This window comes from Nostoc sp. KVJ3, assembly GCF_026127265.1.
Classification (GTDB): Bacteria; Cyanobacteriota; Cyanobacteriia; order Cyanobacteriales; family Nostocaceae; genus Nostoc.
In genome coordinates this window covers 1,361,076-1,379,234 of record NZ_WWFG01000001.1, presented here as the reverse complement: position 1 = coordinate 1,379,234, position 18,159 = coordinate 1,361,076, and the positions used below count along the sequence as shown (strand labels likewise).

The window sequence follows — 18,159 nt, the reverse complement described above, 5'->3', positions numbered from 1 at the left end:
TTTCTAAGCACATCATCAACCGCTCTGTCTAAAATTAAGTCTTTCATCTTCAGACTCAAGACTCAGAACAGAGTTTTGTGGTAATATCAACTGCACGAAACCGCAAAAAGCCGTGGCTACTGGATTAAAATCTCATCAAGTATCAAGAAAGCGTAAACGTTCAACGTATCCTCTCCAGCGTTTGCTTGAGTATGGACATCAGTATCGTAAACAAATTTGGCTAGCGACTTTTTATTCCATCCTCAATAAATTTTTTGACTTAGCACCACCCGGCTTAATTGGCGTGGCGGTGGATGTAGTAGTCAAACAGCAGGATTCCATAATTGCCCAGTTAGGGGTACGCGATGTCTTTACACAATTTTTGATTATTTCCTTCCTCACCGTCATCATTTGGATACTAGAATCTGTTTTTGAGTACGCCTACGCTCGACTTTGGCGGAATTTGGCTCAGAATATTCAGCATGACTTGCGTTTGGATGCCTATAAACATTTGCAAGAGTTGGAATTGGCTTATTTTGAAGAACGCAGTACTGGCGGTTTAATGTCTATCCTCAGTGATGATATTAACCAATTAGAACGGTTTTTGGATGGGGGAGCCAATGATATCATCCAAGTTTCCGCAACTGTTCTAATTATTGGCGCAGCTTTCTTTATTTTGGCTCCTAGCGTCGCGTGGATGGCTTTGTCTCCCATGCCGTTTATTCTTTGGGGTTCTTTTGCTTACCAACGACTGCTTGCACCTCGCTACGCTGATGTCCGAGAAAAGGTAGGTTTTCTTAACTCGCGTTTGTCAAACAATATCAGTGGAATAACTACTATTAAAAGTTTCACTGCTGAAACTTATGAAGCCTCTCGTTTAGAATTAGATAGTGACGCTTATCGCCGCAGTAATGCCAAAGCAATTACTCTTTCTGCTGCTTTTGTACCGTTAATTCGGATGCTGATTTTGGTTGGTTTTACAGCATTACTTTTATATGGTGGAATGGCAGCAGTTTCGGGAAAAATGTCTGTAGGTACTTACAGCGTATTAGTATTTTTAATCCAGCGTTTGCTGTGGCCTTTAACAAGGTTAGGCGAAACTTTTGACCAATATCAACGGGCAATGGCTTCTACTAATCGAGTCATGAATTTGTTAGATACTCCTATCGCCATTCATACCGGTGATGTCGTGTTACCTGTGGATGAAGTGCGCGGCGAAGTGCAATTTAAAAATGTTTATTTTGCCTATAAAGATAGATTTCCAGTAATTAAAAATCTGTCTTTGGATATTCCGGCGGGTAAAACCATTGCAATTGTCGGTTCAACGGGTTCTGGTAAAAGCACTTTAGTCAAACTTTTGTTGCGGTTGTATGAAGTGCAAACAGGAAGTATTACTCTTGATGGTATTGACTTACAAAGTTTAAATTTACAAGATTTGCGTCGCTGTATTGGTTTAGTAAGTCAAGATGTCTTTTTATTTCATGGCACTGTAGCAGAGAATATTGCCTATGGCAGCTTTGAGACTACAGAGCAAGAAATTATCACGGCGGCGAAGATTGCCGAAGCGCACGAATTTATTATTGAATTGCCCGAAGGTTATAAGACAATTGTGGGGGAAAGAGGACAAAAGTTATCTGGTGGACAAAGACAACGGATTGCGATCGCTCGCGCAGTCTTGAAGAATCCCCCCATTCTGATTTTAGATGAAGCAACCTCAGCAGTGGATAATGAGACAGAAGCGGCAATCCAGCGATCGCTAGAACGGATTACAGTCGATAGAACTACAATTGCGATCGCTCATCGTCTTTCCACTATCCGCAATGCCGATTGCATTTATGTCATGGAACATGGGAAATTAGTAGAGTCGGGAACCCACGAGCAATTGCTGGAGAAAGATGGGATTTATTCTAGTCTCTGGCGCGTACAGTCTGGTTTGAGATGAATTTCGCCCATTGTTTTGTGTCTTCATTAGAAATTATTTATGTTTTTTGGTAATAGTCAACCAGAATCAAGTGATAGTAAGTGGCGTAGCCAGTTGGATAAATTTGTGAAAGCAAATCAGCAAGAATTGGCGGCGCTGTTTTGGGGGTTGTGGTTAGCAAATGGTGACAGTCAGGGTACTGTTGGTATTGATTTGCAACCAACGCCGCATTTTGTTTATTGTCCGAAAGAGCAGATAGAGAATTTAAATATTAGGGTTGAAAATCGGCTGCAAGAAATTTTGGGGATTGTGGAGAATCACAAGCCGGATGTGGAAGTTGTGATGATTGGGATTGGGAAGGGGGAAATTAAGTTAATTCAGTTTGCACCGGAACCAGCGCCACCGGTTTGTTTTGAGGAAGTTGGGAAGGATGTGGATGGGTTATTGGATGTGTTGGAAGAGAGGATGAGTCAAGAGATTGTTTTTTAACGCAGAGGAACGCGAAGGGAAGCGCAGAGGTTCGCGGAGGAAGAACTCTGCGCTTGTTGTTTAGTTGATTGCTTTGTGGAAATCTGGGTAAGTGAGATTTTCGGCACAATGCCAGATAATGTTAAATGCGGCTTCGTAGCGATATGAACTGTTTTTGTAGAACTGTTTACCTAGATAGTCCTTTAGAGTTATGACTACTTGTGGTAGATGTTCACTTTGGAGTATTTTTGTCAACCTTTCTGCTATATCCAAGAGACAGGATTCATAGGATAGCTGAACGGTGGCGTTGTTGTTGAAGCAGTTTTTATTGTCATCATCTTGTTGAAAGATTTGAATAAATTGGAGCAGAGTAGGGATAACTTCGTTGAGCTTCTCTTTTACTAATTTGTTTCCTGGATCAAGTTGTTCTAAATTTTGAACTGCATCCATCAAGATTGATTTATCTTTATACGGATTGCTTTGCATTATTTGGCATAAAGTAGCGATCGCCTTGGGATTTCCACGATCAATGTTTACTAGGCTTTTGGCTACATACAAGGAATCTAATTCGCTCTGAGTAGTTTTAAGTAGCTGGGATAATGTGCTAATCGCCACTTTATTACCAGGATCTAATTCTCCCAAGTGAAAAGCGGCTCTCCGACAAAAACATTGATCCTGAACCGTTTCTATCTTCTCTAATAGAGTGGCGATCGCTATTTTATTACCTGGATCAATTTTTACTAGGCTTTCGGCTGCATCGCATATTATATAATAATCTTTAGTCGAGGTAATTAACTCAATTAAAGTTCTAAATGCAGCTTCATTCCCGACACCCAGAAGTCCCAAGTCTTTTACTGCTAAGTTAAGGTAAGAATGATCTTTAGCAGTTTTAATTAATTGAACTAAGGCATTAATTGCAAGTTGATTACTGGGGTCGATTTGCGATAGAGTTCTAGTTGCTCCGTCCGCGATATACTGAGCATAATCTGGATGTTTTGGGGATTGACCCAGATTTTGAACTAGCTCCAATAGAACATGAATTGCAATTTGATTATTAGAGTCTACTTGTAAAAGACTTCTAGCCACTTGCAACCGATCGTTATCAGACTCAGAAGTTGCAAGTGTTTTTGATAGAGTGGCGATCGCAGTTTCATCACCAGCTGGTATTTCCCCAGGATTTTGACTTATCTGGTAGAATGTTTCTCTATTTTCAACAACTGGTGTTAGCAGTGCCAAAGCAGCGATCGCACTTTTATTACCTGGATCGAGTTCTCCTAACTTTTCGGCTGCAAGTCTAAGAATTGTGCGACTTTCAGTAGAATGAACCAAATAAACAAAAGCCGCGATAACCCGTTTTCTATCGGTTAATTTCAGAGTTTTTCTCGCTGTCTTCACCAATGGTTTTGGTAGTATCTGCCAATCGCTTTTATCTTGCCGAAAGTAAGCATAACTCCATTTCAGCACTTGAGAAGCGATCGCATCACCCAAGCTACATTCTGGAAACTGGGATAAAGCCTCAGCCGCCAAAAAATAGGCGCGATACCGATAAAAATCGCCACAGCCGCCATCAAAATCTATTAAGGCTTGGATAAAATCTTCCTTCTGCTCCTTAGCAACATCTTCCTGGCTGAACCAGTGGAGAATCTCTGCTTTCCACTCCGGCTCAAAGATGCGGTAAGTGCCTTGATTTAAATTGCTGCGATCGTGGTTAAAGAAATACTGCCAATCATGCATTGCCTCCTATCCACTTCGAAATGTGGGACGAAAGGGACTTAAAGGAATCTTGCTACATCAGTTTGCTTTTTGTCAAGTCTACACGCAATGAGTATTTGTAAAGTTTTCCATCTTATGACTCAAAAATACCCTATAGCGATGCTTGTGACAACCACTGGAGCGATCGCATTCCTTAACACCGAAATTTACTGATAAATAAAAATTAAAATCGAACAAATATCACAATACAAAATTATTACTTTGGGGATCTAATAGGCAGAATAACCCACTAGAGTCTTAACCGATGTGTCTCCCACAACGAAGTAAAAAAAGCATCATAAAAGCCTCGCAATATCTCTTATAGAAAAAAATCAGATGCGTGTTAATGTTTTAATCTCATCGTCTTCCCTTCAGGTCTTTCCCTATGCATCTCCACTATTTACACCCCCAACACCTTGAGGAATTAGTCAAGGGTAGTGGTATAGACTTACACCTGGTGCAACTCAACTTTAGGTCACTCCAAGGCGTAACAGCTTATGAGTACCTATTGATTTCTGAGCTACTTCCTCGCACTAATACTGGAATGGTGAAAGCTGGATGGTTGCAGCGTTATGCTCATATTACTGAAGGTGGTTGGTGGTGTTCCGGGCTAGACCCTTTGAATAATTGGCAGATGATGGAATGGGGATGTTTTAAGCCAAACCAACCCCGACAGAATCACAATGGTAAGTCCATCAAATACGAGCATCCTCCCAGCACGCCAACGCGGGTGTTTTGTTTGCGGGTAACGCTGCAAGTATGGCAGCAAGTCGCTGGACGTTACAATCTGGTCATGCCTGACAATATCACCATTACTGCTGATGGTGAAGCTAGAGGCTTTTGGCAATGGGTGATGCAACATAACATTCCCCTCATTCTCTGCGAGGGTGTGAAAAAAGCAGCAACGCTTTTGACACAAGGATATGCAGCTATTGCCATTCCCGGAATTACCAGTGGTTATCGGGTTGTTAAAGACGAATTTGGTAAAGTTACCCGTCGTCAGTTGATTCCCGACTTAGCAGCATTTGCAATTACAAAGCGGAGCTTTTATATTTGTTTTGATTTTGAAACTCAACCTAAGACAATTGGTGCTGTAAATAATGCTATTTCTCAACTTGGTTGTTTATTCCAGCAAGAAAATTGCTCTGTTAAAGTCATTGAACTCCCAGGAATCGAAAAAGGGGTTGATGAGTTTATTGTTGCCAAAGGTGCAAGTAGCTTCGAGAAAGTTTATCGTCAAAGCGTTGATTTAGAAATTTATCTTGCTCAAACCAAACCCCACACTGAGTTAACTATTCCTGCTGCTCTCACATTGAATCGCCCTTATATAGGTGAAATCCCTTTCCCAACTTCTGGATTAGTAGGAGTAAAATCTGCCAAAGGAACAGGTAAAACGACAGCATTGCAAACCGTTGTCCAGCAAGCAAAAATTAGAAATCAACCCGTTTTATTAATTACTCATAGAATTCTATTAGGACGATTTTTGTGTGAAAAAATTGGGATTCAATGGGGAACACATAAAGAAGATGGAGACAAAAGGATTGACAAAACACTTACTCCCGCTCCTCCCATCCTCCGCTCACTCTCACCTCAACAATCCCTTGGATTGTGCGTTGATTCAATTTGGAAACTTAACCCGGAAAATTGGCACGGGGCAATAGTAATTTTAGATGAAGTAGAGCAGTCTTTGTGGCATCTACTAAATAGTAATACTTGTAAAAACAAGCGGGTAAAAATATTAAGATTATTCCAACAACTAATTTCCACAGTTTTAACAACAGGGGGGTTAGTAATTGCCCAAGATGCTGATTTATCAGATGTTTCTCTGGAATATTTGCAAGGATTAGCAGGAATTAAATTAACACCTTGGGTAGTTCTTAACCAATGGAAGCCTCAGCATGGCTGGGACGTAACTTTTTATGATTCACCAAACCCAACACCGCTAATTCACCAATTAGAATTAGACTTACTTGCTGGACGTAAATGTTATGTTACTACTGATAGTCGTGCAGGGCGTTATAGTTGTGAAACAATTGAACGTTATCTCAAAGAACGCTTACAAAAATTACGACGGCAATTTCCTAAAACCTTGGTAGTTAGTAGTCACACTACAAATACACCTGGCCATGCAGCCGTTGATTTTATTGCTGCGATTAATCAAAAGATATCTGAATATGACGGCGTTTTTGTTACTCCTAGCCTGGGTACGGGAATTAGTATTGATGTCCAACATTTCGACCGAGTTTATGGCATTTTTCAAGGGGTAATTCCTGACTCGGAAGCAAGACAAGCATTAGCGAGAGTACGGGATGATGTGCCGCGTGTTGTCTGGTGTGCTAAACGAGGTATTGGCTTAATTGGTAGTGGTAGTACAAATTATCGCTTGCTATCTGATTGGTATCAGGAAAATCAAAAAGAAAACTTAGCTTTACTTAGTCCACTACATAAAATAGATGTGGATTTACCTTTGGTTCATGACCCGATTCATTTGCGAACTTGGGCTAAGTTATCTGCACGGGTAAATGCTTCTATCCGCCTCTACCGTCAATCAATGCAAGATGGTTTAATTACTGATGGGCATCAAATTCAGATGCGAAGTAATGCTGTTCACAATAATATTATTCGAGATTTACGTCTGGCATTTTTGGCAACTGACGCTGATGATTTAGTTACCCGCAGAAGATTAATTTTAGAAATTGTTAAAGTTCAAAAAGATTGGGCACACAGTCGTCAAAAAGCTAAAGAGATTAAGCGTAAAATTAAGGATATTAAACAGCAAAATCAATTATCAGTAGCAACGTCTGTAGCTAATGCTAAAGATATCGATTATGTAGAATATGAGCAGCTATTAGTAAAACATTCTCTAACTGATGGAGAACGGAACCAAATCAATAAATATGTTATTAGACAAAGGTATGGTATAGAGGTTACTCCTTGGCTGAAATTGCAGGACGAGCAAGGATATTATCGTCAACTGTTAATTCATTATTATCTAACTCACGAAAGCGAGTATTTTCATGTCAGAGATCAGCAAGAATGGCATCAGCAATTGTCTTGGGGTGAAGGGAAAGTTTTTCTACCAGATTTAAAAACTTACACCCTCAAAGTTGAGGCGATGAGAGCGTTGGGAATGCTTCAGTTTCTCGAAGCAGAACGAGAGTTTACCGAGAATAATCCAGATTTGATAATGCTTAAAAATATTGTTTTTCAGCATAGTAAGCATATTAAAAGAGCGCTAGGTCTTAACTTAGTCGGGGAGAAAGAGCAGATTTCGGCAATAAAAATACTCAGCCGACTGTTAAATTTGTTGGGTTTGAAACTAAAGCGGGTAAATGAGGTTTACCAAATTGACCTAGAAACGCTTTATGATGGCAGAGAAAAGATATTTGCCGTTTGGCATCAGCGAGATGAGTTGATGCTGGCTCATGTTAAAAGTGTTGGCTATGAGTTGCCTGATTATTCTTCCGATTGGAAGTTTGAAATTATCCAACCCAAGCTTTATGCCGCAGGAGCAAAAAAATAATTCGTAATTCGTAAATAAAAATCAGATTCCTTGAATTATAAGGCTTTGATAAATTTATGGGTAGGTTGAGGAGCCACTACGCCCTTGCGGTTTCCCGACTTGAAGCAAGTGCAATACTGTTCGGTTAAGGCAAGAGACGCGATAAATCGCCGTCTTTACAATAATCAGTCCTTCGTCCTGACGGCGATTTATCGCGGATTTGGGATCTATTATTTTCGTCAAATAATCTTAACCGAACCGTATTGACAGCAGTGCTGTGCCCCTATAGCTGTTCTCATTTATGTGAGGTACACCTGTAGGGGCAATTCATGAATTGCCCCTACACCTTACGAGATGATGTACCACATTTGAATGGGAACCGCTATACCTATATACTTCATTTCCCAACTTCTACTTTTCCTTCACCCGCGCCTGTTTCACCATCCGAATGAGAGTTTGATGGGCATCTTCCGCATCCACTAAAACACGATCAAACTGAATGCGAACTGGCACAGTTTCCCCATTCACTTGGGCTGTTAAATCCATACCTTGTGAATCAATTGACAGCATTTGTGCTGCGATCGCATCTGTTACACCACCAAAAGCCTTAGCATAAATCACTATGGCATCAGCATGATCGTCATTCATGTGCTGGCAGATGCGCGAACTAATATCAGCAGAAAAATTCTTAGACATTTTTGAGTTAGAAAATTAGCAATACAGCAACAGGATTAGATTTTAAGCTAATGCAGGTCAAATTTGCTGATTTTTTTTCTTAGTAGGAAAAACTGCACTACTTACCCTATCTTCATCAGAAATATATTTTATTTTTGGGATAATAATTAAATTAAAATAAAACTTATTCAGTATTTTTACCTTCCATTACGGAAAGCAGACAGCTTAAACTGTAGCAGAAGTATTAGCCAAACTATTGAAGCTAAGAGACAATGAGCGAAACTAGCCCCAGACGAATTGTAATTGGGGATGTGCATGGACACTATGAAGGTTTGATGACTTTGTTGGAGGCGATCGCCCCCACGTCGGACGATCAAATCTATTTTCTGGGAGACTTAATCGATCGCGGCCCTCATAGCTCACAAGTAGTTAATTTTGTCAAGCGACATAACTATCCATGTTTGCTGGGAAATCATGAGCAGATGTTATTAAACATTCTGACCAACGAAAGAACTTCCTCGCCGACGATGCAAGCGTGGTTGTGCAGTGGGGGGCAAGCTACCGTTGCCAGTTACCACGAGGCTACAATTCCTGATGACCATCTAGATTGGTTCCAGAGTTTACCTACATATCTCGACTTAGGAGATATTTGGTTAACTCATGCTGGTGTTGACCCTACCAAGTTGGTTACAGAACAAACTGCCGATCAATTATGCTGGATACGAGAGGAATTCCACAGCATTGAAAAACCCTACTTTCCAGATAAGCTCATTATTATCGGTCACACCATTACCTTTACTCTGCCTGGTGTTTCTCCTGGTAAACTGGCACAAGGACAGGGATGGCTAGACATAGATACTGGTGCTTATCATCCTCGGAGTGGTTGGTTGACTGGATTAGATGTCACAAATCACTTGGTTTATCAAGTTAATATTTTTAAAAATTATATCCGTACCCTCCCTTTAGAAGAGCTTGTAATTAACGTTGATCCAGCCAAAATCAAAGTCGATCGCCGCAATAAGAATTGAATTTATAAGCGTGCTGTTAACTGAATTTTCGGTACTACTCGATGACTCAATCGTTTACTGTTATGGTCAAACTTCGCAACTGATTGCAGCAAAACGATCGCAAATAAAATCACGAAAGCAAGTCACCTTAGCTGGCAACAATCGCCGTCCCTCATGGAGAAGGTAAAGAGAAGATTGCTTCTCAATAGACCATTCGGGCAAAACTTTCACCAATTGTCCCGATTTCCAGTCTGATTCACAGATGAGAGTGGGAAGAATCGCAATACCAGCCCCTAAGAGCGCCATTTGTTTGAGACAAGCAAAGTCGTTCGCTATGATACTGGCATTCAAACTAACTTGACGACTGCTATTTCCTTGAGTAAATCTAATAGGTTTATTACCAAATAGTCGCTGATGCAAGAGTAGGCGGTGATCAACTAGATCCGTCACTGTGTCAAGAGTTTCTTGTTGCTTTAAATACTTAGGACTAGCAAATAATTGTACTGATAGGTTGATTAATCGATGCAGGATATACGCTGAGTCTGAAAGTGTGTTTGTGGCTCGAAAAGCAATATCAATTTGATGTGTTGTTAAATCAAGGAACGTCTCAGTCAGTAAAATTTCTACACTGATATTGGGGTATTGCTCTGAAAATTCAGCGATTAAGGGCGGAAATACAGATAACCCTAAATCTACAGGCATCGTCACTCTTAATGGCCCTGATAGTTCTAGGCGTGCATCCCGCAGTTCGGTGGCTCCTTCATCCAATAGAGCTAAAGCTTGAACACTGCGCCGATAGAACGCCATCCCTTCCTGAGTAGGTGAAACAGCCCGCGACGAACGGTTTAGCAGTTTCACCCCTAACTGCTGTTCTAAGCGAGTAATGCGACGGCTCACCGAGCCTTTAGATTCCCCAAGCAGTTGACCGGCACGGGTTAAACTACCATGCTCAATGACTGCACATAGCGATCGCAAGTCTGCCAAATCACCTTGAATTGTTTCCATTTCAGCAACAATGAGTTTCAAATTAACTAATTGTTTCAGAAATCAAGGTGAAATACAATCGTGTGTATCGCAATTATGCTGCTACTGAAATTCACCTTTAGCGCTTCCCAGCCATTGCTGTTTCAGGGATTAGCACTAATTTACATTTATCTTTCACAACAGACAAAAGAGAGCTTTATGCCAAAACTGATTTCATTTCTGCATCCTACTCTGATGTGGGGTGTGCTGGGACTGTATTTATACACTGCTTATCTCGGTTGGCAATCGAGTCGCCTCAAATCCGTCAATGCTGAAACTCGCAAAGAATTGGTTCGTAATAAGGTGGGACTCAAACATTACCAAGTTGGCTCGGTATTGTTAGTGTTGGGAAGTGCCCTTGGTTTAACCGTTACCTATATTAATACCGGGAGAGTGTTTAACGGGACGCATGGCAAAATTGGAATCTTAATGATGGTGCTAATTGCTTTGACAGCAAGCCTTGCGCCTTTTCTGCAACGTGGGGCAGCATGGGCGCGGATCGGTCACATTAGCATTGGCGTTGTGCTTCTGATACTTTATCTCTGCCAGATTCCGACTGGCGGACAAATCGTCCAAGCAATTCTCAAAGGAGGGTAAAACTACAACCCATTAGTTATTTTTGTAAGTAAGGAATTCGAGGCGATGCGATCGCATTTATCAATCAAAAAATTAAGGGCAAGTACTCATGATGACAAACAGAACTGACCATGAAATTCTCCTCCCGACTTACTTTATTTCCCACGGGGGCGGCCCCTGGCCGTGGTTAAAGCAGGAGATGCCAGGATTTGAGCAACTTGAAGCGTCTTTGCAACAAATGTCGAGAGAGATCGGCATAACCCCCAAGGCAATCCTGATCGTTTCTGGTCATTGGGAAGAACGCGACTTCACCGTGATGGCGAGTGCTGCCCCTGGGATGCTCTACGACTACTCTGGATTTCCCGAACACACATATCACATCAAATATTCTGCTCCAGGATCGCCGCAAATAGCCCACCGAGTACAAGAACTATTGGAAAAGGCAGGATTGCAGACGCGTTCCGACAACTCCCGTGGGTTCGATCATGGTGTCTTTGCTCCTCTGGTAGTGGCTTACCCAGAAGCAAATGTCCCAGTGCTTCAGCTTTCGCTTCGTAGAGACTACGATCCAGAAGCTCATCTGGCAGCAGGTAGGGCACTCGCTCCTCTCAGAAAAGAGGGAGTACTGATTATCGGAAGTGGACTTAGCTATCACAATTTGAGGCAGATGGGGCCACAGGCAAGTATCCCTTCCCGTGAGTTTGATGAGTGGCTGACTGATACTGTTTGCGGATCGAAGTCCGAGGAGAGAAACCTTAAACTACTCCACTGGAGTAACGCGCCATCAGCACGCCTAGCCCATCCCAGAGAGGATCATTTGATCCCGCTCCTAGTAGCAGTTGGTGCCGCAGAAGCAGAGTCTGGCGATCGCATTTATCATGAGGATTCATTTTTTGGTGGGGTAGCTGTTTCCAGTTTCCGCTTTGGTAAGCCCTAAGTCGCAAATCTCACTTCTTTACTTAGAAATGGGAACCGCGAAACGCCCCGCGATCGCTAAGGTAACTGTTTTGCCCAATGCCCAATTTCCTCAAGACCTTGCTAATGCTCGAATATTAGCTTTATAACTAGCATTATCCAAGCCATAACTTCCATCACTAGGTTGAGAGTTAATTGCACTTCTGAGGGCATTAATGCGATCGCTAGTTCCGGGGTGGGTACTCAAAAATGTCGGTGCAGAACCACCCTTGTTCAGCAGCTTTTTCATAAACGAAACCATTGCAGACTGGGAGTAACCAGTACGTGTCAAAGTTCGTAGTCCTCTTTGATCGGCTTCAAATTCATTTTTCCGACTGCGGGGCAAGTCTCGCGCTAACTGGACACCAAGTTGCACTGCCGTACTCCTATCTAAGCCAGCTGCTGTTAATAGACCACTTTCGAGTGCTTTTTGTTGCATCTGTTTGACTACATGTTTCCCGCCAATGTGACCAATTTCATGGGCAAGGACGCTGGCTAGTTCCGCTTCATTGTCTGCGGTTTTCAGTAAACCCGTGTGGACATAAACATAGCCACCCAAGGTAGCAAAAGCATTAATACTGTTATCCTGAACTATTTGGAAAGTATAGGGGAGATCGGGGCGATCGCTATTGGCTGCTAAACGTCGGCCAACTTGTTCGACATAGCGATTAACTTCGGGATTGCGGTAAAGTCGCACTTGACTGCCAACTAATTCCTGATTAATCTGCTTACCAAGATCGACTTCTTGGTTAGGGGAGATATTAGAAAGCTGAAATGCCTGAACTCCTTGGAGTAGAAGGGGTAAGAAATCTAAAGCCCTTCCAGGCATGGGTGTACTCAGGCACAGACTCAGGGCAACTACCACTGAAATTAAAGGATAAAACCACCTACGCCGCCACACTCGGGAATTTGCAACGAAAATTTTCCAATTGAACATAATTAGCTCTGAATATTATTTTGGGAGGACATAAAATGATGGGACAAATTATCAGACGGATTTAGAGTATTCTAAGTTGCATTATCAACTTAAGACCAAAGGAGTTGTTATACAGCTAATGTTTAGGCAAATTTACCGAATTACAGAGGGTTAAGGATTCCCTCTAGAGATCGGCTTAAACACTAGATATTACTTTCTGGGTGCATTAGTCTTAATGGGCAAAAGTTTCAGAGTTAGCTATCACCCCTCCGAACTTACGAAACTCATGATAAACTGTCGCATAACCACAATGCCCAGCCATTTTGAGTTATTACCAAATAGGGAAAATTACCATTCCCATTGAAAACCTTCTTGCTACAATCAATTACTTCGCTATTACCTCGGAAAATTTTTTATGGCTATTTTAGATTCCAAAGGTCGCTTGTTCGGCAAAATCAATCTCTTAGATTTAGGTGCTGCACTGGTAATTTTGCTAGTTATATTTGGCATCTTTATCTTTCCTGGTACTTCTGGTTCTGTTGCTCAAGTCGGTGCAAAAACAATACCCATAGAAGTAGACTTAGTAGTTCGTGGTTTGAATGTCCGTGATCCTGAACAATTATTCAATAACGGATTAAAAAAAGGCGGGAAAACTAATGTGATTATCCGCAATCAGCCTTATGGGGAGATTGAGATTAAATCTATTCAACAGCTACCTAGAACAGTCAATGTTTCTCAACCTGATGGTACTGTTAAAGAATTGCCAGATCCAAAAACTAACAATTTTAGTACAGATTTGATTTTGACTTTAGACGGCAAAGCTCAGGTGACAGAGAATGGCCCAGTTCTGGGTAACAGTAAAGTTAAAATTGGAATGCCATTTGAGTTGGAAGGTTTTAACTACAACTTTAATGCAACTGTTATTGATATCAGATTAAAAGACAAATAGCATTTGCATTTTTACATTGAAAAAATAGACCAAGCGTCCGCGTTTTTTCGATTACAAAAAATGCGGACGCTCGGATTAAATAACTACTGATTAGCTTTAGCTTCAAACATTAAATACGTCCCTTCTGAGCCTTCTACAATTGTACGTGTATTGGCAATCATCATTTTCTGATAAGTGTCAGCCTCGCTTCCTGGTTCACCAAGTCCCTCGGTATATAAACTCCTGCGAGAAATTTTAACCCCAGCAACTCTTGCTACAGATTCAAGAAAATTAGGTTTAGCCGCTTGAGTAAAAATTGTTGAGACTTTAGCCCGTTTAATATTTGTAACCAAATTTTTTTCTTTCGCATCTGTTAGATTTTCGTCAGTACTAATCCCTTGTAATCCCCCTGCTAATGAAATACCGTATGCTTTAGCGTAATAGCCCAGTGCATCAGAGGTTGTAACTAACTTGCGTTCTTTGACAGGAATACTGGCAATTCTTGACTTAATCCAGCTATCTAGTTGAGTGAGTTCATTTGTGATTTTTTTGGTATTGTTGCTATAAGTCGCAGCATCACTAGATGCTAATTTTCCCAGGTTACTATTAATTACCTTCACTATCCCGATCGCATTCTTAGTATTGTGCCAAAGATAAGGATCGATTACATTTTTATTGCCTTTCTGAAATTGTTGTGGCTTAGACACCGCAAGTTGACCGACAGCTATTTTCGGTGCAGGGGTTTTAGTCGCTTTAATTAATTTGATCAGATTTGGTTCTAAATTATAGCCATTATAGAGAATGAGATTAGCTTGCTCAATAGCTCTACGATCTTCCAGCTTTGGTTTATAAAAATGAGGATTGATACTAGGGTCAATTAAACAGGTGAGATTAACTGTATTCCCGGCAACTTGTTTGGTTAAGTCACATAATACACTTGTTGTTGCTACAACTCTGGGAAGATTCTCATTGACCTGGGTAGTAGGTTGAGTAAATGTAGTTCTTGCAGTTTGATTTCCACACCCAGCAAATCCAATCGTCAAAGCAACAATAATAGCTGGGAAAGAATTAGTTGATGGTAATTTTTTGGACATCCTCACCTCCTACTGGATATAGAAAAATAATCATTATCAGTAACGGATTAGTAAAATACTAGGGAAAAGCCTTCAACAAAGAAGAGGTTAAAGGAAAATGGACAAGCCTTCATCTGGGAGAATTGTATAAGAGAAGAGAAATTAATAGACTCTCTTCTTTTCAACTTTCACTTTCCCCAGTCAAAATCCAGCAATTTTTGCTTGCTAAATCATCAGTAAGGTTTTTCGATGCAAAATGTTAGTGAGCTTCACGCGACATACTAGCAGGACTTACGCAAAATTGTCTCAAAAACCTGATTTGTCGTAGCGGTAATTCATGAATTACCGCTACTTCAGAACTTTTTTGCGTAAGTCCTGACTAGAAAAATGCTAGAGGTAACAGCACAATAATAAAGGCGATGCTGGGGAGTCTCCGGTAAGGATTGTAGTGTAGTTCTCTCACCGGATGTTGAAGAGGGCTATGCCATTGTGTTTACGTACCATAAAGGTCGTAAATTGACTACGATTATCAGGTTAAGGAGTGGAATGTAGTAATGGTGGGGCTTATTGAGCATACGGGTTGATTTCGCAAACCGAGTCGTGAATCTAAGGCAATTGTAGCTGTGGTTTTGCGAGGTGTGGCCATATAGTTGTTACAAAATTGGCAATTGGCGATTTTTTTAGTTCGTACCCAAAAAATCTAAAATCTAAAATTCTTTGTCAAGTAAGTAGATGGATATAAATAAATATAATATGTTATGTCATTGCGAGCGAAGCAAAGCAATCGCAAAACCTCTGGGATTGCTTTGCTGGCAATGACATCTTACATTTCATCATGCCTACCAACTTACATAGGAAAATTTGTCAAAACTGATATTGGTGAAGATAAACAATGGTGATTTTAGTTATTTTCGTTAATACCCTCATTTCAGCAATACTACTCTATGTGGCTTGGCGGGTATGGCAACTTAAGCAGCAGCTAGCATACATAGCAGATAGGTTAACCCTCTATGAAATTTGTACTCATGCAGCACTAAATAAAGCACCGGAAAATATTTATCTTAGTCAGAAGAATATTTATAACTTCCGGCAGAGAAACCAAACATTACAAATGCAAATTCAACAAATGCAGCAAATTATAAGCCTACTTTTACAAGGGCGGCAAATCTGGCAGCGTTATTTTCGGAGACTAGAGTTAACATCCGGGAAAAGGAATATTGCAAAATGAGTGATGTCAGGTTCACGCGAACATTTATAATTATGACTGACGTAGAGCGCAGGGATGGCATAAGACGGGAATGCAGGGACTTTTTAATTATAAGTAATTAATGATTTTGATATTTAATGAATAAAAGCAACTTTTTTAGCTGATATTTTGTCACAAAAGATTAACTGAATAAAATCGGTGGAGTCTTACAAAGAGAGAAAATCCACTTAAAATAGGCGTAAGGAGAGAAACAACAATATGTCTAATAACCGTTCGGGAGGATTTATTGGCGGTTTGATGCTGGGAGCTACCATCGGTGCTTTGACTGGTTTGCTCGTGGCTCCCCGCACAGGGCGCGAAACACGAAAAATTTTGCAAAAATCTGCTAATGCTATCCCAGAATTGGCAGAAGATTTATCAACGAGTGTGCAAATCCAGGCAGATCGTCTCTCTGCTAGCGCACTGCGAAACTGGGATGAGACTTTAGATAGATTACGAGAAGCGATCGCAGCAGGTGTAGATGCCAGTCAGCGAGAAAGCCAAATTTTAAAGCGGCAAACATCGCCTGAAAATCCCGATTCTCTTCCCCAGCAATTAGAACGCTCATAAATGATATCACCGTGATTGATCCCCTGTTTTGGTTGGGACTCTCCTTACTCTTAGTCGCCACAAGCTTGACTGCGGTTTTAGTGGCAGCAATACCGGCTTTGCAGGAGTTAGCACGCGCTGCTCGCAGTGCAGAAAAGCTATTTGATACACTTTCACGAGAATTACCACCCACTCTAGAAGCTATCCGTGTGACTGGTTTGGAAATTACTGACTTAACTGATGATGTTAGTGAAGGTGTAAAAAATGCCAGTCAAGTCGCCAAACAAGTCGATCAAAGTCTTGATAGTGCAAGAATTCAAGCTCAAAATCTGCAAGTCGGTACACGCAGCATCTTTGTTGGCGCAAAAGCTGCTTGGAGAAACTTCACACGCCAAAAACCCACGAGACGAAATAGCGATCGCTTGCCAAGCAATGAACAATCACTACTAACGTTGCGAGAACGAGAAGTGCGAAGGCAAGAAAATCGCCGGATAAACACAGACGTATACCGTGCTAATGACGGTTACAACGACTCTGCTAACTGGGAAACCAATTTTGATGACGAAGATTGAAAAAGAGGCAAGGGAGCAGGGAGCAGGGAGCAGGGGAGAATTAAAACTTTATCAATACCACTCCCCATTCCCTAGTTCCTAAAAACCCTTTGCTTTGATCCCTTAGATTAGAGTAAAGTAAACAAGTGTAAAGAACTATCATTTTTCCAGTACTCTTTTAAAACAACTTGTTCACTTCTACCGTTGATATTTGTATAAAAACGTCCATGCAATCTTGTTTTTGGCGACGAATTCTCTTATCTATTGCAGTATTTTTTCTGGCTGGGTCAATTTGGGTCATGCATTCTCCCCCAGCACTGGCTTATGACAATCCTGAGTTACTCCCTGACACCTTTACTCCAGTTGTAGACTTAGCTAAATCTCTGCCTGTGCTGCAAGAAGAAAAGCTTGTCAAAGATTTAGAACAGTTTGAAGCCGATACGGGCTGGAAATTGCGAGTATTGACCCAATATGACCGCACTCCAGGTCGGGCAGTTATCAAATATTGGGGTTTGGATGACAAAAGCATTTTACTAGTTGCCGATTCTCGTGGCGGTAACATCCTTAGTTTCAGCGTCGGCGATGCTGTTTATGAACTTTTACCCAGAACATTCTGGATAGAACTACAAACCCGTTTCGGTAATTTGTACTTTGTCCGCGAACAAGGGGAAGACCAAGCCATTCTGCAAGCCTTAGAATCGGTTAAAGGTTGTTTACTCAAAGGTGGTTGCAATGTTGTTCCCGGACTGCCGCGAGAGCAATGGATTCTCACCTTGATTAGCTCAATTATTGGTGGGGTGATTTGTGGATTTGCAGCCCAACCCCGCGAGAAAGGACAAGTTTTTGCTTGGCAATGGGCTTTAATTTTCTCACCTTTGTGGGGAATCTTATTTATTGCCTTTGGTATTGGGCCGGTGGTGACACGCACAAGCGACTGGTTGCCTCTAGTTCGCAATATCTCTGGCTTTATTATCGGTGTCTTGGTTGCCTACCTATCTCCTGTTTTCAGTCGGTCTTCTTCCAGCAATGAGTTATGAGT

16 protein-coding genes are annotated in these 18,159 nt (G+C 41.3%); 11 read left to right on the top strand and 5 right to left on the bottom strand.

Going from position 1 to position 18,159, the window contains the following annotated elements:
• Positions 1-112: 112 nt before the first annotated feature.
• A complete protein-coding gene (locus GTQ43_RS05665) occupies positions 113-1,921 on the top strand; it encodes an ABC transporter ATP-binding protein (protein WP_265271411.1) in 1,809 nt (602 codons plus the stop codon).
• 39 nt (positions 1,922-1,960) lie between these two features.
• Entirely contained in the window at positions 1,961-2,389 is a 429-nt protein-coding gene (locus tag GTQ43_RS05660; RefSeq protein ID WP_265271409.1) for a hypothetical protein, read from the top strand.
• Positions 2,390-2,449: 60 nt separating this feature from the next.
• Here GTQ43_RS05660 and GTQ43_RS05655 read toward each other — a convergent pair whose 3' ends face one another.
• On the bottom strand, positions 2,450-4,102 hold the full coding sequence (locus GTQ43_RS05655) for a hypothetical protein (protein WP_265271408.1): 1,653 nt from the start codon (positions 4,100-4,102) through the stop codon (positions 2,450-2,452).
• A 403-nt stretch (positions 4,103-4,505) separates the two neighbouring features.
• Between GTQ43_RS05655 and GTQ43_RS05650 the strand changes: the two genes are divergently transcribed.
• Entirely contained in the window at positions 4,506-7,643 is a 3,138-nt protein-coding gene (locus tag GTQ43_RS05650) for a plasmid replication protein, CyRepA1 family (RefSeq protein ID WP_265271405.1), read from the top strand.
• A gap of 390 nt (positions 7,644-8,033) precedes the next feature.
• Here the strand turns inward: GTQ43_RS05650 and GTQ43_RS05645 are convergent, their stop codons facing one another.
• A complete protein-coding gene (locus tag GTQ43_RS05645) occupies positions 8,034-8,318 on the bottom strand; it encodes a DUF2470 domain-containing protein (protein ID WP_265271403.1) in 285 nt (94 codons plus the stop codon).
• 251 nt (positions 8,319-8,569) lie between these two features.
• Here GTQ43_RS05645 and GTQ43_RS05640 point away from each other — a divergent pair, with 251 nt between their 5' ends.
• On the top strand, positions 8,570-9,325 hold the full coding sequence (locus GTQ43_RS05640) for a metallophosphoesterase family protein (protein ID WP_265271401.1): 756 nt from the start codon (positions 8,570-8,572) through the stop codon (positions 9,323-9,325).
• Positions 9,326-9,391: 66 nt separating this feature from the next.
• Here GTQ43_RS05640 and GTQ43_RS05635 read toward each other — a convergent pair whose 3' ends face one another.
• Complete coding sequence (locus GTQ43_RS05635; RefSeq protein ID WP_265271399.1) at positions 9,392-10,330, bottom strand: LysR family transcriptional regulator; 939 nt, start codon at positions 10,328-10,330, stop codon at positions 9,392-9,394.
• Positions 10,331-10,384: 54 nt separating this feature from the next.
• On the opposite strand from GTQ43_RS05635, the gene GTQ43_RS05630 reads away from it, so the two are divergent.
• Positions 10,385-10,924 (top strand): DUF4079 domain-containing protein, encoded by a 540-nt coding sequence (locus GTQ43_RS05630; RefSeq protein WP_265271397.1) that lies wholly within the window; start codon positions 10,385-10,387, stop codon positions 10,922-10,924.
• A gap of 88 nt (positions 10,925-11,012) precedes the next feature.
• Positions 11,013-11,840, top strand: coding sequence for a DODA-type extradiol aromatic ring-opening family dioxygenase (locus GTQ43_RS05625; RefSeq protein ID WP_265271395.1), 828 nt, complete (start codon positions 11,013-11,015; stop codon positions 11,838-11,840).
• Positions 11,841-11,930: 90 nt separating this feature from the next.
• Here the strand turns inward: GTQ43_RS05625 and GTQ43_RS05620 are convergent, their stop codons facing one another.
• Positions 11,931-12,794 carry a M48 family metallopeptidase gene (locus GTQ43_RS05620; RefSeq protein WP_265271393.1) on the bottom strand — a complete coding sequence of 288 codons (864 nt, stop codon included), beginning with the start codon at positions 12,792-12,794 and terminating at the stop codon, positions 11,931-11,933.
• Positions 12,795-13,188: 394 nt separating this feature from the next.
• On the opposite strand from GTQ43_RS05620, the gene GTQ43_RS05615 reads away from it, so the two are divergent.
• On the top strand, positions 13,189-13,722 hold the full coding sequence (locus GTQ43_RS05615; RefSeq protein WP_265271391.1) for a DUF4330 domain-containing protein: 534 nt from the start codon (positions 13,189-13,191) through the stop codon (positions 13,720-13,722).
• Positions 13,723-13,805: 83 nt separating this feature from the next.
• On the opposite strand, the gene GTQ43_RS05610 is transcribed toward GTQ43_RS05615, so the two are convergent.
• Complete coding sequence (locus tag GTQ43_RS05610; RefSeq protein ID WP_265271388.1) at positions 13,806-14,795, bottom strand: metal ABC transporter solute-binding protein, Zn/Mn family; 990 nt, start codon at positions 14,793-14,795, stop codon at positions 13,806-13,808.
• Positions 14,796-15,666: 871 nt separating this feature from the next.
• Here GTQ43_RS05610 and GTQ43_RS05605 point away from each other — a divergent pair.
• From GTQ43_RS05605 to GTQ43_RS05590, 4 genes are all read left to right on the top strand, one after another.
• On the top strand, positions 15,667-16,002 hold the full coding sequence (locus GTQ43_RS05605; RefSeq protein WP_265271386.1) for a hypothetical protein: 336 nt from the start codon (positions 15,667-15,669) through the stop codon (positions 16,000-16,002).
• Positions 16,003-16,239: 237 nt separating this feature from the next.
• Positions 16,240-16,590 carry a YtxH domain-containing protein gene (locus GTQ43_RS05600; protein ID WP_265271384.1) on the top strand — a complete coding sequence of 117 codons (351 nt, stop codon included), beginning with the start codon at positions 16,240-16,242 and terminating at the stop codon, positions 16,588-16,590.
• An 11-nt stretch (positions 16,591-16,601) separates the two neighbouring features.
• Positions 16,602-17,141, top strand: coding sequence for a DUF948 domain-containing protein (locus GTQ43_RS05595; RefSeq protein ID WP_265271383.1), 540 nt, complete (start codon positions 16,602-16,604; stop codon positions 17,139-17,141).
• 206 nt (positions 17,142-17,347) lie between these two features.
• Positions 17,348-18,157, top strand: coding sequence for a TPM domain-containing protein (locus GTQ43_RS05590; protein WP_265271381.1), 810 nt, complete (start codon positions 17,348-17,350; stop codon positions 18,155-18,157).
• Positions 18,158-18,159 lie beyond the last annotated feature (2 nt).